Source organism: Shinella sp. S4-D37 (assembly GCF_040812195.1).
Classification (GTDB): domain Bacteria; phylum Pseudomonadota; class Alphaproteobacteria; order Rhizobiales; family Rhizobiaceae; genus Shinella.
The window spans coordinates 173,119-188,758 of sequence record NZ_JBFNXL010000003.1 but is presented as its reverse complement, the minus strand read 5'-3'; the positions used below and the strand labels follow the sequence as shown (position 1 = coordinate 188,758).

Sequence of the window (15,640 nt, the reverse complement as noted above, 5' to 3'; positions counted from 1 at the left end):
GCCAGAGGAGTTCGGAACAATGAGCATGAGGACGTTTTTGACCATGGCCGCCGGCGCGAGCGCGCTGATGGCGGTCGTTACCGCCGCGCCGGCTTTCGCCGATGACGGCAAGCTTGCGGAACTGAAGGAGCAGGGCTTTGCCCGCGTCGCCATCGCCAACGAGCCGCCGTTCACGGCGGTCGCCGCCGACGGCAAGGTTTCGGGCGCGGCGCCCGATGTTGCCCGCGAGGTGTTCAAGCGCCTCGGCGTCGAAGACATCGTCGCCTCGATCTCGGAATACGGCGCGATGATCCCGGGCCTGCAGGCCGGCCGGCACGACGTCATCACCGCCGGCCTCTTCATGAAGCCGGAGCGTTGCGCGGCCGTCGCCTATTCCGAGCCGATCCTGTGCGATGCCGAGGCCTTCGCGCTGAAGAAGGGCAATCCGCTCGGGCTGAAGAGCTACAAGGACATCGCCGACAATCCGGACGCCAAGATCGGCGCGCCGGGCGGCGGCACGGAAGAGAAGCTGGCGCTCGAAGCCGGCGTGCCGCGTGACCGCGTCATCGTCGTGCCGGACGGCCAGAGCGGCCTGAAGATGCTGCAGGACGGCCGCATCGACGTCTATTCGCTGCCGGTCCTGTCGATCAACGACCTCGTGTCCAAGGCGAACGACCCGAATATCGAGGTCGTCGCGCCGGTCGAGGGCGCTCCGGTCTATTGCGACGGCGCGGCCTTCAAGAAGGGCAACGAGGCGCTGCGTGATGCCTTCGACGTGGAACTCGCCAAGCTGAAGGAATCCGGTGAATTCGCCAAGATCATCGAGCCCTACGGCTTCTCCGCCGCAGCCGCCATGTCGACGACGCGCGAGAAGCTCTGCGCGGCGCAGTAAAATTGGCGGATTTGCCCCTCATCCCGCTGCCGCGACCTTCTCCCCCTAAACGGGGAGAAGGGGCTGGTGGCCAGGTTTTCCCGTCATCGCGTGCCATGATGGGCGGGGAGCCGGTTCCTGTTCTCCCTTCTCCCCGCTTGCGGGGAGAAGGTGCCGGCAGGCGGATGAGGGGCGCCGCTCCGTTGACGTTAACGTGGAACACACCATGACCGACTGGTCCGGCTACATAGGCTTGATCCTGCAAGGCGCGCTGGTGACGCTTCAGCTCACCGTCCTCGGCTCGGCGCTCGCCCTCGTCATGGCGTTCGTCGCCGGGCTCGGCCGCGTCAGCCGCTTCGCGGCGGCCAGGGCGCTGGCCACCGCCTATATCGAGTTCTTCCGCGGCACGTCGATCTTCGTGCAGCTCTTCTGGGTCTATTTCGTGCTGCCCTTCGCCGGGGTCACGCTGTCGCCGCTGCAGGCGGGCGTCCTGGCCCTCGGCCTCAATGTCGGGGCCTACGGAGCGGAGGTGGTGCGCGGCGCGGTCAAGGCGATCGGCCGCGAGCAGCGCGAGGCCTGCATCGCGCTCAACCTGACGCGTGGCCAGGCGATGCGCCACGTCATCCTGCCGCAGGCGCTGCCCCTGATGCTGCCGACCTTCTGCAACAATGCGATCGAGCTTTTGAAGGGCACCGCCGTCGTCTCGCTGATCTCGCTCACCGACATGACCTTCCAGGCCCAGGTGGTGCGCGCGCAGACCGGCAACACGCTCGTCCCCTTCGCCGTCATCCTCGTTCTCTACTTCCTGATGGCGCTCGCCATCTCCACCGCCATGCGCTGGCTGGAACGGCGCGTCACCCGCGGCCTCGATGGTGTGAGGACCTGACGATGGAATGGGACTGGAATTTCGTCTGGGAGATCATGCCCACCCTGCTCCAGGGGCTGAAGATCACGCTGCTGGCGACCGTGCTGGGCGCCGCCGTCGCCGCCGTGATCGGCCTCGTCTTCGCCATCCTGCGCATGACGGCGCCGAAGCCGCTCGCCAGGGCCACGGGCTTCGTCGTCGAGTTCATCCGCGGCACGCCGCTGCTCGTGCAGCTCTATTTCATCTTCTACGTGCTGCCCGATATCGGCATCCGCCTGCCGGCACTGCTCGCCGGCGTCATCGGGCTCGGCCTGCACTACGGCACCTATGCGGCGGAGGTCTATCGCGCCGGCATCGAGAACGTGCCGCGCGGCCAGTGGGAGGCGGCGAAGGCGACGAACCTCACCGGCCGACAGACGTGGATTCATGTCGTCCTGCCGCAGGCGCTCCCGCCGATGATCCCGGCGCTCGCCAACTATCTCATCGCGATGTTCAAGGAGACCCCGCTGCTCTCCGCCATCACGGTGCTGGAACTGATGAACCAGGCCAAGAGCGTCGCCAACAGCAGCTATCGCTATATCGAGCCGATGACGCTGGTCGGCGTGTTCTTCCTGATCATGAGCCTGATCTCCGTCGTCTTCCTGCGCTGGCTGGAAGAGCGCTATGCCCGGCTGGAGGAGCGCTGATGCGGACCCTTGATCTCTCGCTGGCCTCCCGTGCGCCGAAGCTCGACGCCCGTCCGCTGGAAAAGCGCGTCGGCCTGATCATCCTGGCGACCGACCACACGACGGAAGTCGATTTCCAGCGCATGGTGGCGAGCGGGCGGATCGGCGTCTACGCCACCCGCATCCCCTATGCCAACCCGGTGACGCCGGACAATCTGCGCGCCATGCAGCCCTCGCTGACGGCGGGCGCGGCGCTCATCCTGCCGGAAGAGCCGCTGGATGTGGTGATGTATTCCTGCACCTCGGCCTCGGTCGTCATCGGCGATGCGGAAGTGAAAGCCGCGGTCAAGGCAGCCAAGCCGACCGCCGCCGTCGTCACGCCGACCGCCGCGGCGGTTTCCGGCCTGAAGGCGCTCGGCGCAAAGCGGATTTCCGTCCTGACGCCCTATACGCTCGAAACCAGTCGGCCGATGGCGGACTATTTTTCGGCCCTCGGCTTCGACATCGCCCGCTTCACCTGCCTCGGGCTTAGCGACGATCGCGAAATGGCGCGGATCACGCCGGAAGAGATCGTCGCCTTTGCGAAAGAGGCGACGGCGCCGGAGTGCGACGCGCTCTTCATCTCCTGCACCGCCGTGCGCGCGGCGGGCGTGGCGGCGCAGATCGAGGCCGCCGTCGGCAAGCCGGTGGTCACCAGCAATCTTGCCACCGCCTGGGCGTGCCTTCGCCTGTGCGGCGACGAGGTGGCCCGGCCGGCGCTCGGCCGGCTGATGACCTGCGCCTATCCCGGTCGGTGACGCATGACGAAGAGAGACCTTCCCGTGACATTGGCGGATATCGAAGAGGCCGCCCGGCGCATCGAGGGCCGGGTGCTGCGCACGCCCTTCGTTTTGTCGGCGTCGCTTTCCGAACGGTGCGGCGTGCCGGTCGGGCTGAAGCTGGAGCATCACCAGACGACGGGCAGCTTCAAGTTGCGCGGGGCGACGAACGCGGTTCTGTCGCTGACGCCGGACGCGCGGGCGCGGGGCGTGGTGGCGGCCTCGACGGGCAATCACGGCCGGGCGCTGGCCCATGCGGCGAAGGCCGAGGGATCGCGCGCCACGATCTGCATGTCGAGGCTCGTGCCGGAGAACAAGGTCTCGGAAATCCGCCGGCTCGGCGCCGATGTGCGCATCGTCGGCCGGTCGCAGGACGAGGCGCAGCTTGAGGTGGACCGGCTGGTCGCGGAAGAGGGCCTCGTCATGGTGCCGCCCTTCGACGACGCGGCCGTGGTGGCAGGGCAGGGCACGCTCGGGCTGGAGATCGTCGCGGCGATGCCCGACGTGGCGACGGTGCTCGTGCCGCTGTCGGGCGGCGGGCTTGCCGCCGGCGTTGCAGCGGCGGTGAAGGGACGGGCGCCGAAGGCGCGCGTCATCGGCCTCACCATGCAGCGCGGCGCGGCGATGAAGGCGAGCCTCGATGCCGGACGGCCGGTGGCGGTCGAGGAGGTGGAAAGCCTTGCCGATTCGCTCGGCGGCGGCATCGGCCTCGACAATGCCGTGACCTTCGCGATGTGCGGGGCGCTGCTCGACGACGTGATCCTGCTTTCGGAGGCCGAGATCGCCGCCGGCATGCACCATGCCTATGCCGCCGAGCGCGAGGTGATCGAGGGGGCGGGGGCGGTCGGCATCGCGGCGCTGCTGTCCGGCCGGCTCGGCCGGCTGGACGGCCCGGTGGCGCTCCTTCTTTCCGGCCGCAACGTGGATATGGGCCAGCACCTGCGGGTGATGAACGGCGAGGACGCAGCGTGACACGGATGAAGATACTGACGGAAGCGGAGTTGCGGCGCATCGTTCCGCTCGACCTTGAGGCGATCGCCTGCGTGGAGGACGCCTTCCATGCGCTCGCCACCAAGGCCGTCGCCATGCCGCCGATCCTGAGGCTCGACATTCCCGAGCATCGCGGCGAGGTGGACGTGAAGACCGCCTATGTGCCCGGCCTTTCCGGCTTCGCGATCAAGATCAGCCCCGGCTTCTTCGACAATCCGAAGATCGGCCTGCCGAGCACCAACGGCCTGATGGTGCTGTTCTCGGCGACGACCGGCCTCGTCGAGGCGGTGCTGCTCGACAACGGCTACCTGACGGACGTGCGCACCGCCGCCGCCGGCGCCGTCGCGGCCCGGCATCTCTCACGGCCTGATGCCACGGTCGCCGCCATCTTCGGCGCGGGCATGCAGGCGAAGCTGCAACTGGAGGCGCTGAGCCTCGTCCGTCCGATCCGCGAGGCGCGCATCTGGGCGCGCGACGCGGCAAAGGCGGAGGAAGCGGCCGGCGAACTGACGGTAAAGCTCGGCTTTCCCGTGCGCGCGGAAAAGGACGGCCGGGCGGCGGTGGATGGCGCCGATATCGTCGTCACCACCACGCCGTCGGAAACGCCGATCCTCCGGGCCGAATGGCTCCAGCCAGGCCAGCATGTCACGGCCATGGGCTCGGATGCCGAGCACAAGAACGAGATCGAACCCGCCGTCATCGCCGGCGCAGGCAACTACGTCGCCGACAGCCTGAAGCAGACGCGCCGGCTCGGCGAGCTGCACCATGCCATAAAGGCCGGCCTCGTCGCCGGGGACGCCCTCTTCAGCGAACTCGGCGAGATCATCGCCGGGCGCAAACCGGGCCGCACCGGCCCCGACGAGATCACCGTGGCGGACCTGACCGGCACGGGCATCCAGGACACGGCTATCGCGACCCTTGCCGCCGCCCGGGCCGCGGCGGCCGGGGCCGGCACGACCTTCGAGAGTTGAGACCGGCACCAGGCCGGGGAGTGAGGAAAGACCCATGAAACAAGCGAACCTGAAGTTCTCCCTTGCGGAGTACGAAGCGCGCCTCGAAAAGACGCGCCATGCCATGGAGGCCAGGGGCATCGACGTCCTGATCGTCAGCGATCCGTCGAACATGAACTGGCTGACGGGCTATGACGGCTGGTCGTTCTACGTGCACCAGTGCGTCGTCGTGCCGCCGACGGGCGAGCCGATCTGGTACGGCCGCGGGCAGGACGCCAACGGCGCCAAGTTCACCGCCTATCTGAAGCACGAGAACATCGTCGGCTATCCCGACAACTACGTGCAGTCCACCGAGCGCCATCCGATGGACTATCTTTCGGCCAGGCTCGCCGATCGCGGCCTCGACACGCTGACCATCGGCGTCGAGATGGACAATTACTGGTTCTCGGCCGCCGCCTTCGCCTCGCTGCAGAAGCACCTGCCGAATGCCCGCTTCGTCGACGCCACGGCGCTCGTCAACTGGCAGCGCGCGGTCAAGAGCGAGACGGAAATCAAGTACATGCGCAATGCCGCGCGCATCGTGGAAAAGATGCACCAGCGCATCTTCGACAGGATCGAGGTCGGCATGCGCAAGTGCGATCTCGTCGCCGAGATCTATGACGCGGGCATCCGCGGCACGGACGGCATCGGCGGCGACTATCCGGCCATCGTGCCGCTGCTGCCCTCGGGCGTCGAGGCCTCCGCGCCGCACCTCACCTGGGACGACCGGCCGATGAAATCGGGCGAGGGCACCTTCTTCGAGATCGCCGGCTGCTACAACCGCTATCACCTGCCGCTGTCGCGCACCGTCTTCCTCGGCAAGCCGACGCAGGCCTTCCTCGACGCGGAGAAGGCGACGCTGGAAGGCATGGAGGCGGGCCTTGCCGTGGCGAAGCCCGGCAATACCTGCGAGGACATCGCCAACGCCTTCTTCGGCGTCCTGAAAAAGTACGGCATCGTCAAGGATAACCGCACGGGCTATCCGATCGGCGTCTCCTATCCGCCGGACTGGGGCGAGCGCACCATGAGCCTGCGCCCCGGCGACCGGACGGAGCTGAAGCCGGGCATGACCTTCCACTTCATGACGGGCCTCTGGCTGGAGGACATGGGCTTCGAGACGACGGAGAGCATCCTCATCACCGAGACCGGCGTCGAGTGCCTGGCCGACGTGCCGCGCAAGCTTCTCGTGAAGGACTGAGCCATGCGCGCTTCTCCCATTGCGCCCACGGTCGATTTCTCGGCCGAGGGCGTGCAGCACGGCTTCCTGCGCCTGCCCTACAGCCGGGACGATTCCGCCTGGGGCTCGGTGATGATCCCCGTGACGGTGGTCAAGAACGGGGAGGGGCCGACGGCGCTCCTGACCGGCGGCAACCATGGCGACGAATACGAGGGGCCCATCGCGCTCTTCGATCTCGCCCGTACGCTCAAGGCGGAGGATGTGACCGGCCGCGTGATCATCGTTCCGGCGATGAACTACCCGGCCTTCCTTGCCGGCACGCGCACCTCGCCGATCGACAAGGGCAACATGAACCGCAGCTTTCCGGGCGCGCCCGACGGCACGGTGACCGCGAAGATCGCCGATTATTTCCAGCGCACGCTGCTGCCGCTCGCCGACATCGTGCTCGATTTCCATTCCGGCGGGAAAACGCTCGACTTCCTGCCCTTCTGCGCCGCCCATATCCTGCCCGACAAGACGCAGGAGGCAAAGGCCTTCGACCTCGTCAGCGCCTTCGGCGCGCCCTGGTCGATGAAGATGCTGGAGATCGACGCGGTCGGCATGTACGACACGGCGGCCGAGGAGATGGGCAAGGTGTTCGTCACCACGGAACTGGGCGGCGGCGGCACGGCGACGGCACGGAGCGCCGGCATCGCCAAGCGGGGCGTCGCCAACGTACTGAAGGCTGCGGGCATCCTGAAAGGCACGGTCGAGGCGGCCGAGACCACCTGGCTCGACATGCCCGACGGCGATTGCTTCTCCTTCGCCGAGGACGGCGGGCTGATCGAGCCGCTCTACGACCTCGGCGACGAGGTCGAGGCCGGCGCCGTCGTCGCGCGCATCTACCCTGTCGGGCGCACCGGCGCGCCGCCGCTGGAGGTCAAGGCGAAGATGGACGGCATCCTCGCCGCCCGGCATTTCCCCGGCCTCGTCAAGCCGGGCGACTGCGTCAGCGTGCTGGCGGCAGTCGTGGCGGGATAACGGACGGCGCCCGCCCGAGCCCTACCAGCCGGCGAAATCGGCAAGCAGCGCCTCGTCGACCCGGCCCGCCGCGACATCGGCGAGCGCCTGGTCGAGGATCACGACGCCTTCCTGGGCTTCCGCCTCCGTCAAGGTTAGCGGCGGCGTGAATTCCAGTACGTTGGAGTTCACGCCGACATAGTAGAGCACCAGGCCGAGCTGGAAGGCGCGGTAGACCGTCAGCGCCGCCTGGCGTGCGGCCGGCTTGCCGTCAGCGACGAGTTCGACGCCGAGGGCGAGGCCCCGGCCGCGCACCTCGCCGATGAGGCTGTGACGCAGGGCGAGGCGGTCGAGCGCCTCGCGCAGCACGCGGCCGGTCCGCTCCGCATTCGCGACGAGGCGGTCGCGCTCGATGGTCTGCAGCACGGCGAGCGCCGCGGCGGCGCAGACGGGATTGCCGTGCACGGTCTGCAGCGAGAAGGCGACGGCGTGGTTCAGGATCGCCTCCGGGCCGACCACCGCCGAGATCGGCAGGCCGCCGCCGAGGCCCTTGCCGAAGACGACGATATCGGGCTCGATGCCGAGATGTTCGAAGGCGTTGAAGCGGCCGGTGCGGCCGAGGCCCACCTTCACCTCGTCCGAGACGAGGAGGATGCCGTGCCTGCGGCACAGCCTTTCCAGCGCTTCGAAAAAGCCGTCCGGCGGCACCAGCATGCCGCCGTCCGACTGGATCGGCTCGATGAAGAAGGCGGCGACCTCCTCCGGCGGGACCTCGGTGGCGAAGAGCTTTTCCAGATGGGCGAGGTCGCCGTCGCCGTCGGGATAGGGCACGAGCGTCAGGTCCTTCGCCCGGGCGCCCTGCTGGGCGGGATGGCCGGAGACGGCCATGGAGCCGACCGTGCCGCCGTGATAGGCGCCGTTGAAGGCGAGGATGCGCGGCCGGCCGGTGGCGGCGACGACCATGCGGGCGACCGTCTCGTTGGCGTCCGAGCCGGAATGGCCGAACCAGACGCGGCCGCGGGCGCGCTCCGGCACCAGCGACAAGAGCTTTTCGGCGAGGAGGACGCAGGGCTCGTTGGCGGTGGAGAGGTAGCTCGCGCCCGCCTGATCGGAAAGCGCGCGGTTCACCGCCTCGCGGAGGGCGGGATGCGAATGGCCGAGGCTCGCCGCGCCCCAGGAGGCGGCGAAATCAAGCAGTTTTCGCCCGTCGTCGGCGGTGAGGTGCGCGCCGCTGCCGCCGACCACCGCCTGCGGGAAGAACCGCAGATGCGCCATCGTCGAGACCGATCGGCTTTCGCGGGCGTAGAGGCCGGACATGTCGCGCTCCTTGCTATTTGAAGAAGGTCAGGACCTCGTCGAGCTGGACGACATGGCAGTAGATCATGTTGATGATCTCCAGTTCCCGCTTGTGCAGTTCGTCCGTCGCCGCCGCGCCGCAATCGTCGACCACGACCACGCCGAAGCTCTCATCCGCGAGGCTACGCACGGTCGAGGAGACGCACTGGTCGGTGAAGATGCCGCAGCAGATGACGTTCTTGATGCCCATATTGTGCAGGATAAGGCGAAGGTTGGTGCCGGTCAGCGCGCTGTCGGTCGTCTTGGTGATGACGATCTCGTCGGCGCGCGGCTCGAGTTCCGGCACGACCTGGCCCTCGGGCAGTTCCTTCGGCAAAAGCAGGTAGTTGAAGCCGGGTTTCTTCTGGCTGAGCGAGCGGTCGCGGCCATCCGGCTTCAGGCAGGCGATGCGGGCGAAGATCACCTCCACCTTGCGCTTGCGGCATTCCGCGATGAGGCGTGCGGTGTTCGGGATCACCGTCCCCCGCATGCGCTCATAGAAGGGCTGCCAGCGCGCGGTTTCCTCCGGCGTGTCCTTCGGGTCGAGATAGGTGTTCTGGATGTCGATGACGAGGAGGGCCGTCGTATCCGGATCGAGCAAAATGTCGTCCGGCGCCTCGGCATTGGCGTAGTAGAAGGAACGGTAGGCGGTCTTCCAGCTCATGATGAAAACTCCTTCTTGCGGCGGGCGCGGGTGAGGATGTGGCCGATCTCGCGGTTGGGGAAGAGGCCGCCGGGCTTGACGATCATCACGGCGATCATCGCGAGCGCCAGCACGATCTCGGTGAGGCCGACGACCTGGCCGGGGATGACGGAGGAGGCGTTGAGCGCCGCTTCGGTGCCGCGCAGGCCCTCATAGGCGAAGGTGATGAGGATCGTGCCGGCGACGGCGCCCGTCACCGTGTTGGCCCCGCCGATCACCAGCATGGTGATGATGAGGAAGGTTTCCTTGAGATAGAAGGCTTTTGGCGCGAAGGACGTGATGAAGTGGCCCCACAGCGCCCCGCCGACGCCGGCGATGAAGGCGGCGAGGATGAAGGCGCGCCAGCGCAGGCGCGGGATATCGGCGCCGAGCGCGGCGGCGGCGACCTCGTCCTCGCGCGAGGCGCGCAGCAGCTTGCCGGTGCGTGATTCCTTGAAGACGAGCGCGACGACCACCACGACGGCCGCGACCACGGCGGCAAGCGGCAGGTCCGTGGTCTTCGGCAGGCCGAAGAGGGTGCGCGGGCCGTTGGTGAAGGCGCTCCAGTTGTTCATGATCGTGTAGAGCACGACGAGCAGCGCGAAGGAGGTGATGACGGCCGCGGCATCCGAAAGGCGCATCAAGGGATAGGCGACGACGGCCGCGACCACCGCTGCGACGACGCCCGCCGCCAGCATGGCGAGGAGCGGCGAGACCTCGACGACCTTCATGAAATCGTAGAGATCGGGCAGCGCCATGCCCTTCATCTGTACCGGGATGGTCAGGACGGCGGAGGTGTAGGCGCCGAACCCCATGAAGCCGATATGGGCGAAGGAGAGCAGGCCCGAATTGCCCATGAAGGTCTGCAGGCCGACGACCAGCACCAGCGAGATCAAAAGGTTGGTGGCGATGCGGTCGTAGAGGCGGATGCCGATGAGCTCGCTGCCGACCGCGATTACGGCGATGACGGCGATGAGGACGAGGGCGGTGAGATAGGAATGTTTCATGGGGCCGCTCCTCAGGTCCGCTGCCCGCTCGCCGGGCCCTTGATGAGGCCTTGCGGACGCCAGAGCAGGATCAGGATGACGAGGCTGAAGGTGAAGGCGTCGCGGAATTTCAGGAGATCCTGCGACAGGGTGTAGTTGAGCGTCGTGTCGATGAGCGCCAGGAGGAAGCCGCCGACGACGGCGCCCGGAAGGCTGCGCATGCCGCCGATGACGGTGGCGATGAAGGCGACGAGCAGCGGTTCCAGCCCGATGCCCGGCACGACCGTGCCGATGCGCCCGATCCACAGGATGCCGACGACGCCGGCGAGGAAGCCGGACAGCGCGAAGGCCGAGGAGATGATGAGGTTCGCCGGCACGCCGAGCATGCGCGCCATGGTGAAGTTGGTGGCGGCCGCGCGCATGGCGATGCCGAGCGTCGTCCTGCGCATCAGGAAGGCGACGGCGGCGAGCAGCACGACGGAGGCGGCGATGGTGATGAGGTTGCGCACCGGCGTGATCGCGCCGCCGATCGACACGGTCTGCGAGAAGATGTCCGGCAGCGGCACGTTGCGCGGGCGCGGCGAGATGAAGAGGAGGGCGGCGTTCTGCAACAGGTTGGAGAAGGCGAAGGAGGTGATCAGCACCGCCGTCACCGATTTGGCGCGCACCGGGCGGAAGGCGGCGTAGTCGGTGAGGATGCCGAAGAGCACGGCCATGCCGACGGCGACGACCGCCATGACGAGCCAGGGCAGGCCCGAGCCGCTCGAAAGATACATGGTGTAGCCGGCGACCATGATGAGTTCGCCATAGGCGAAGTTCACCAGGCGCAGGATGCCGTAGATGATGACGAGGCCGAGCGCCATCAGCGCATAGGCGCCGCCGAGGCTGAGCACATCGATGACGAACTGGATCGCGAAAGCCATCGGTCAGCCTCCCAGATAGTGTGCGCTGAGATCGCTTCCCGAGCGGATCTCGTCGGCGGTGCCGGAGGCGACGATGGCGCCGAGCCGCATGACATAGGCGCGGTCGGCGACGGAGAGCGCCTGGTTCACGTTCTGCTCGACGAGCAGGATGGTGAGGCCGGATTTCTTCAGCGTCTCGATCATCTCGAAGATGCGCTCGACGATGGCGGGCGCAAGGCCGAGCGAGGGCTCGTCGAGGAGGAGGACGCTCGGCCGCGCCATCAGCGCGCGGGCGATGACGAGCATCTGCTGCTCGCCGCCCGAAAGCGTGCCGGCCGGCTGGTGTGCGCGCTCGGCAAGGCGGGGGAAGAGCGTGTGCAGCTTTTCGAGGTTCTGCCGGTTGCCGGCCTGGTCGCGGCGGTGGATATAGGCGCCGAGCATGAGGTTTTCGGCGACCGTCAGGTCCGGGAAGACGTCGCGGGTTTCCGGCACGGTGGCGAGACCCGCGCGGATGACCTGCTCGGGGTTGGCCGCGGTGATGTCGCGGCCTTCGAGCATGATCGCGCCGCCCGCCGCCTTGAGCGCGCCGGCGATGCATTTGATGGTCGAGGACTTGCCCGCGCCGTTCGCGCCGAGGAGGCTTACCAGTTCGCCCCTGGCGACGGTGAGGCTGATGCCGCGCACCGCGCGGATCGTGCCATAGTTGACGGAGAGGTCGGAAATCTCAAGCATGGGCCGCTTCCTTGCCGAGATAGGCTTCGATGACGGCCGGATGGCCGCGCACATGGGCGGCGTCCCCTTCGGCGATGGTGCGGCCGGAGGCGAGCACATGCAGCCGGTGGCAGAGGCGCATGATGAGGCCCATGTCGTGGTCGATGATGAGAAGGCCGAGGCCGCGCTTCTTCGGCAGTTCGGAGAGGGTGTGCAGCAGGGTTTCCGTCTCCGCGTCGTTCATGCCGGCAGCGGGCTCGTCGAGCAGCAGGAAGCGCGGCTCGGCGGCGAGCGCCCTTGCGATCTCCACGCGGCGCTTGTCGCCGTAGCTGAGGCTTTCGCCCAGCTCGTCCGCCTTCGCCGAAAGCCCGAGTTCGTCGAGCAGGTTTTTCGCGCGCTCGGTGGCGACGGCCCGGGAAGCGCCTTTCGCCAGCGCTGCGGCCTCGACATTCTCCAGCACGGTCATCGTGTTGAACAGGCGCACGATCTGGAACGAGCGGCTGACGCCGGCCAGCGCGATCGCGCGGGGCGAGAGGCCGGAAAGGGTCGTGTCGCCGGCGGTGATCGTGCCGCCCGCCAGCTTCACCTGGCCGGTGATGGCGTTGATGAGCGTCGTCTTGCCGGAGCCGTTCGGGCCGATCAGGCCGACGACCTCGCCGGTCGAGACGGAGAGCGACACATGGTCGAGGGCGCGGAGGCCGGTGAATTCCACCGACACGTCGTTTACCGCAAGGCGCGTTTCAGACATGGCTTTTCCGAAATTGGAGGGCCGGCTTCTCAGCCGGCCCGGGGAACCGATCAGGGCTTCGGCAGGGATTCCGGCTTGCGCCAGCCCACGAAGGTCGGCTTGCCGCCCTTCAGCTCGATGAGCGCCGCCGCCTTGTTCGGGACGTGGCCCTCTTCGGCCGTGCCGTAGTCGAGGTCGCCGGTCAGGAGCTTGAACTGGCCGTCTTCAAGCGCCTTGGCCAGGGCTGCGCCTTCCGTCGTGCCGGCGGCCTTGATCGCCTCGGCGATCATCATGATCGTGTCCCAGCCCGTCGAGACGAAGGACGTGTCCGGGTCCTTGCCGAACATCTCCTTGTAGAGGCCGATGAACTTTTCCATTTCCGGATCCGCTCCCGCGCCCATCCAGGTATGGGTGACGAAATAGACGTCGTTGCCGAACTTCTCGCCGAGCGCCTCGTGCATGGCCGGGTCGTCATAGGCATCGCCGCCGAGGATCGGCGCATCATAGCCGACTTCGCGCAGCGCGCGGATGATCACGCCGATATCCGTGCCGTAGGACGAGACGAAGATCACGTCCGGCTTCTTGCCGAGCGCCTGGAGACGGGCGAGCTGGGCGGAGAAGTTGTTGTCGCCGTTCGTATAGGTGTCTTCCAGGATGATCTCGCCGCCGTCGGCCTTGAACTGCTCGACAAAATACTTTGAGAGCGATTTGGTATAGGCGATGAACTGGTCGGTGACGACATAGGCCGTCTTCCAACCCTTCTCCTTGACCGCGAAGTCGGCGGCCGTCGCGCCCATCGTGGTGTTCCACATGGAGAGCGTGAACTGCTTGTCGCCGAGCGACCAGGAGGAATAGAGCGGGTCGGAGGCGCAGGTCGAGATGCCGACGAGATCGGCCGACTGTGCCTCGCGGCTTGCCGGCGAGCCGAAATCGAAGTCGCAGGGCGCGACGATGACCTCAGCGCCCTTGTCGATCAGTTCGACGGCGACGTTGCCGACCGTCACCGGATCGGACTTGCCGTCGATATTGATGAACTCGACCTGCTTGCCGAGCACGCCACCATTGTCGTTGAGATACTTGACGGCGACCTGCGCGCCGTTGAAGCCGGGCGTGTCGAGCGGCGCCTGGATGCCCGTCATCGAGAGCGCGCCGCCGATGACGATCTTGTCGTCGTCGGCGAAGGCCGCGGAGGCGGCGAGCGCAAGGCTTGCGGCCGCCAGAAGCAGTTTGGAAGTCTTCATCATGGTCGTTCCCCTTTTGATGCCTTTCGGCAGTGAAGTGTCGCGCGGCCCGGTCTTTTCGTCTTGTTCTGCGGCCCGCGTGCAGATGTTTCCTCGTATGTCGTATGCAGGCCCTACTGCCCGATCTCCTTCAGCAGCGCGTCGGTCGAGACCTGGCGGCAATAGCCCTTGATCGCATTCAGCGACGTGTCGTGGCGCTCCTGCGAATAGGTGCCGCAGGCATCCGGCACGAGCGTCACGAGATAATTGAGGTCGCAGGCGTCGCGGATGGCCGATTCCACGCACTGGTCGGTCAGAAGTCCACACAGCACGAGTTGTTTTACGCCGAGATTGCGCAGTGTGTAGTCGATATGGGTGGAGACGAAGACGCTGGACGAGCTCTTCGGGAAGACGATCTCGTCCTCCAGCGGCGCCAGTTCGTCGATCACCTTGCCGTCCCACGAGCCCTTCGGCACGTTGAAGCCGGTGATCTTGTAGTCGAGGCTGCGGTCGCGACCGTCCCTGGTCAGGCTCTCGATCGTCGTGTGCAGCACCTCGATGCCGGCCTTGCGGAAGCCTTCCAGCAGGCGCTGCATGTTCGGGATCGCGACCTCGTGGATCCGCTTGAAATAATAGCCGTATTTTCCCGCGATATCGGCGTCCGGGACGTCCTTGAACTCACCGCCCTCGCGGCGCACGGAAAAGTTCTGCACGTCGATGAAGAGGATGGCGGAGGCGGCCGGGTCGAGCGGCACGTCGCGGGTGGTCAGATGGTCAGCGGCCATCAGGCGTTTCCTTCGAGGCTGGCTGCCGCAAGGCGGAGGGGAGCGGCGAGGCGGTGCGCCCATTCCTCCTGCCCGCGGGCATCGTTGATGAGGTCGTTGCGCACTTCCAGAAGCACATGCGCGATGCCGCGCCGCTCGCCGTGCACCGGGATCGTGTAGTCGGAGATGTCGTCGACATGGTAGGGTGCGTTGAGCTTGACGGTGATGTCCGGATTGGCGGCGCGGAACGTCTGCGCAAGCCGCTCGGCAAGGCGGGCGTCGCGGTTGTAAAGCAGGCCGAGTTCGAAATCCCTGACGGCGCCCGTCGCGCGCATGACCGGCGTGAAGCTGTGCATCGAGACGAGGAGGAGCGGCCTTCCGCTCGCCTGGCGCTGGTCGAGCGCGGCCGATATCGCCTCGTGCAGCGGCTGGTGGATCTCCACGTAGCGGCGGCGGCGGTCGCGGTCGGATATATCGGCATTGGCCGGCACCACCGTGCCGTCGCTCTCGCGGACGACGCAGTCCCGCGCCTCGAAAGGCCGGTTGCAATCGATGACGAGGCGGCTGTAGCGCTGCAGGACAAGCGCGGCGTCGAGCCGCTCGGCAAGGCCGCGGGCGACACCCTCGGCGCCGACGTCATAGGCGATGTGGCGGTCCATTTCCGCGGCGGGGATGCCGAGATCGCCGAGCGCGGCCGGAACGGCGCGGCCGGCATGTTCGCAGGTCAGGAAGACCGGCGAGGCACCGGCAGGGTTGACCCGTTCCACCGGTTCCGGGTCGCCCGTCTGCAGCAATCTGGTCGTGTCGCGGTCTGCGAAGCTGAGCATTTGATGGGATCCGTCACGGGCCCGGCGGGTCGAGCTCTCATGACAGGCAGTCAAAGAAATTTTTCGATCATAGTCAATTGTATTTTTCCGTTTGACTAATTTTTTTCATGGCGCAAATATTCGGGCCAACCAA

The 15,640-nt window shown here is 67.1% G+C and carries 17 protein-coding genes; 8 read left to right on the top strand and 9 right to left on the bottom strand.

Features of this window, described 5'->3' with window-relative positions:
* Window positions 1-19 precede the first annotated feature (19 nt).
* The 8 genes from ehuB (at window position 20) to doeB (ending at window position 7,374) form a co-directional block, all read left to right on the top strand.
* A complete protein-coding gene (gene ehuB / locus AB3G45_RS04875) occupies window positions 20-871 on the top strand; it encodes an ectoine/hydroxyectoine ABC transporter substrate-binding protein EhuB (protein WP_367829513.1) in 852 nt (283 codons plus the stop codon).
* 205 nt (window positions 872-1,076) lie between these two features.
* On the top strand, window positions 1,077-1,736 hold the full coding sequence (ehuC, locus tag AB3G45_RS04870; protein WP_367829512.1) for an ectoine/hydroxyectoine ABC transporter permease subunit EhuC: 660 nt from the start codon (window positions 1,077-1,079) through the stop codon (window positions 1,734-1,736).
* A gap of 2 nt (window positions 1,737-1,738) precedes the next feature.
* A complete protein-coding gene (ehuD, locus tag AB3G45_RS04865) occupies window positions 1,739-2,401 on the top strand; it encodes an ectoine/hydroxyectoine ABC transporter permease subunit EhuD (RefSeq protein ID WP_367829511.1) in 663 nt (220 codons plus the stop codon).
* Entirely contained in the window at window positions 2,401-3,177 is a 777-nt protein-coding gene (gene eutA / locus AB3G45_RS04860; RefSeq protein WP_367829510.1) for an ectoine utilization protein EutA, read from the top strand. The genes ehuD and eutA overlap by 1 nt, the downstream gene beginning before the upstream one ends.
* A 3-nt stretch (window positions 3,178-3,180) precedes the next feature.
* Entirely contained in the window at window positions 3,181-4,170 is a 990-nt protein-coding gene (gene eutB, locus AB3G45_RS04855; RefSeq protein ID WP_367829509.1) for a hydroxyectoine utilization dehydratase EutB, read from the top strand.
* The gene (eutC, locus tag AB3G45_RS04850) at window positions 4,167-5,159 is read left to right on the top strand and encodes an ectoine utilization protein EutC (RefSeq protein WP_367829508.1); all 993 of its coding nucleotides are present in this window, start codon (window positions 4,167-4,169) and stop codon (window positions 5,157-5,159) included. Before eutB ends, eutC begins: the two co-directional genes overlap by 4 nt.
* A gap of 34 nt (window positions 5,160-5,193) precedes the next feature.
* Window positions 5,194-6,375, top strand: coding sequence for an ectoine hydrolase DoeA (doeA, locus tag AB3G45_RS04845; RefSeq protein ID WP_367829507.1), 1,182 nt, complete (start codon window positions 5,194-5,196; stop codon window positions 6,373-6,375).
* A gap of 3 nt (window positions 6,376-6,378) precedes the next feature.
* Complete coding sequence (gene doeB, locus AB3G45_RS04840) at window positions 6,379-7,374, top strand: N(2)-acetyl-L-2,4-diaminobutanoate deacetylase DoeB (RefSeq protein ID WP_367829506.1); 996 nt, start codon at window positions 6,379-6,381, stop codon at window positions 7,372-7,374.
* A gap of 21 nt (window positions 7,375-7,395) precedes the next feature.
* Here the strand turns inward: doeB and AB3G45_RS04835 are convergent, their stop codons facing one another.
* From AB3G45_RS04835 to AB3G45_RS04795, 9 genes are all read right to left on the bottom strand, one after another.
* Window positions 7,396-8,670, bottom strand: a complete 1,275-nt coding sequence (locus AB3G45_RS04835) for an aspartate aminotransferase family protein (RefSeq protein WP_367829505.1) — start codon at window positions 8,668-8,670, stop codon at window positions 7,396-7,398.
* A gap of 13 nt (window positions 8,671-8,683) precedes the next feature.
* Entirely contained in the window at window positions 8,684-9,352 is a 669-nt protein-coding gene (locus AB3G45_RS04830) for a cysteine hydrolase family protein (protein WP_367829504.1), read from the bottom strand.
* The gene (locus tag AB3G45_RS04825; protein ID WP_367829503.1) at window positions 9,349-10,377 is read right to left on the bottom strand and encodes a branched-chain amino acid ABC transporter permease; all 1,029 of its coding nucleotides are present in this window, start codon (window positions 10,375-10,377) and stop codon (window positions 9,349-9,351) included. The genes AB3G45_RS04830 and AB3G45_RS04825 overlap by 4 nt, the downstream gene beginning before the upstream one ends.
* An 11-nt stretch (window positions 10,378-10,388) precedes the next feature.
* Window positions 10,389-11,279: a branched-chain amino acid ABC transporter permease gene (locus AB3G45_RS04820; RefSeq protein WP_367829502.1), complete on the bottom strand. Its 891-nt coding sequence runs from the start codon at window positions 11,277-11,279 to the stop codon at window positions 10,389-10,391.
* A gap of 3 nt (window positions 11,280-11,282) precedes the next feature.
* Window positions 11,283-11,990 carry an ABC transporter ATP-binding protein gene (locus AB3G45_RS04815; RefSeq protein ID WP_367829501.1) on the bottom strand — a complete coding sequence of 236 codons (708 nt, stop codon included), beginning with the start codon at window positions 11,988-11,990 and terminating at the stop codon, window positions 11,283-11,285.
* The gene (locus AB3G45_RS04810; protein WP_367829500.1) at window positions 11,983-12,717 is read right to left on the bottom strand and encodes an ABC transporter ATP-binding protein; all 735 of its coding nucleotides are present in this window, start codon (window positions 12,715-12,717) and stop codon (window positions 11,983-11,985) included. The genes AB3G45_RS04815 and AB3G45_RS04810 overlap by 8 nt, the downstream gene beginning before the upstream one ends.
* A 50-nt stretch (window positions 12,718-12,767) precedes the next feature.
* A complete protein-coding gene (locus AB3G45_RS04805) occupies window positions 12,768-13,940 on the bottom strand; it encodes an ABC transporter substrate-binding protein (protein WP_367829499.1) in 1,173 nt (390 codons plus the stop codon).
* A 110-nt stretch (window positions 13,941-14,050) separates the two neighbouring features.
* Window positions 14,051-14,701, bottom strand: a complete 651-nt coding sequence (locus AB3G45_RS04800; protein ID WP_367829498.1) for an isochorismatase family cysteine hydrolase — start codon at window positions 14,699-14,701, stop codon at window positions 14,051-14,053.
* Window positions 14,701-15,507, bottom strand: a complete 807-nt coding sequence (locus tag AB3G45_RS04795; RefSeq protein WP_367829497.1) for an N-formylglutamate amidohydrolase — start codon at window positions 15,505-15,507, stop codon at window positions 14,701-14,703. The genes AB3G45_RS04800 and AB3G45_RS04795 overlap by 1 nt, the downstream gene beginning before the upstream one ends.
* Window positions 15,508-15,640: the final 133 nt, after the last annotated feature.

What these genes read in the sequence shown, in the direction of transcription:
- ehuB (WP_367829513.1), top strand. Translation starts at nt 20, where the DNA reads ATGAGCATGAGGACGTTTTTGACCATGGCCGCCGGCGCGAGCGCGCTG.
- ehuC (WP_367829512.1), top strand. Translation starts at nt 1,077, where the DNA reads ATGACCGACTGGTCCGGCTACATAGGCTTGATCCTGCAAGGCGCGCTG.
- ehuD (WP_367829511.1), top strand. Translation starts at nt 1,739, where the DNA reads ATGGAATGGGACTGGAATTTCGTCTGGGAGATCATGCCCACCCTGCTC.
- eutA (WP_367829510.1), top strand. Translation starts at nt 2,401, where the DNA reads ATGCGGACCCTTGATCTCTCGCTGGCCTCCCGTGCGCCGAAGCTCGAC.
- eutB (WP_367829509.1), top strand. Translation starts at nt 3,181, where the DNA reads ATGACGAAGAGAGACCTTCCCGTGACATTGGCGGATATCGAAGAGGCC.
- doeA (WP_367829507.1), top strand. Translation starts at nt 5,194, where the DNA reads ATGAAACAAGCGAACCTGAAGTTCTCCCTTGCGGAGTACGAAGCGCGC.
- doeB (WP_367829506.1), top strand. Translation starts at nt 6,379, where the DNA reads ATGCGCGCTTCTCCCATTGCGCCCACGGTCGATTTCTCGGCCGAGGGC.
- AB3G45_RS04835 (WP_367829505.1), bottom strand. Translation starts at nt 8,670, where the DNA reads ATGTCCGGCCTCTACGCCCGCGAAAGCCGATCGGTCTCGACGATGGCG.
- AB3G45_RS04830 (WP_367829504.1), bottom strand. Translation starts at nt 9,352, where the DNA reads ATGAGCTGGAAGACCGCCTACCGTTCCTTCTACTACGCCAATGCCGAG.
- AB3G45_RS04825 (WP_367829503.1), bottom strand. Translation starts at nt 10,377, where the DNA reads ATGAAACATTCCTATCTCACCGCCCTCGTCCTCATCGCCGTCATCGCC.
- AB3G45_RS04820 (WP_367829502.1), bottom strand. Translation starts at nt 11,279, where the DNA reads ATGGCTTTCGCGATCCAGTTCGTCATCGATGTGCTCAGCCTCGGCGGC.
- AB3G45_RS04815 (WP_367829501.1), bottom strand. Translation starts at nt 11,990, where the DNA reads ATGCTTGAGATTTCCGACCTCTCCGTCAACTATGGCACGATCCGCGCG.
- AB3G45_RS04810 (WP_367829500.1), bottom strand. Translation starts at nt 12,717, where the DNA reads ATGTCTGAAACGCGCCTTGCGGTAAACGACGTGTCGGTGGAATTCACC.
- AB3G45_RS04805 (WP_367829499.1), bottom strand. Translation starts at nt 13,940, where the DNA reads ATGATGAAGACTTCCAAACTGCTTCTGGCGGCCGCAAGCCTTGCGCTC.
- AB3G45_RS04800 (WP_367829498.1), bottom strand. Translation starts at nt 14,701, where the DNA reads ATGGCCGCTGACCATCTGACCACCCGCGACGTGCCGCTCGACCCGGCC.
- AB3G45_RS04795 (WP_367829497.1), bottom strand. Translation starts at nt 15,507, where the DNA reads ATGCTCAGCTTCGCAGACCGCGACACGACCAGATTGCTGCAGACGGGC.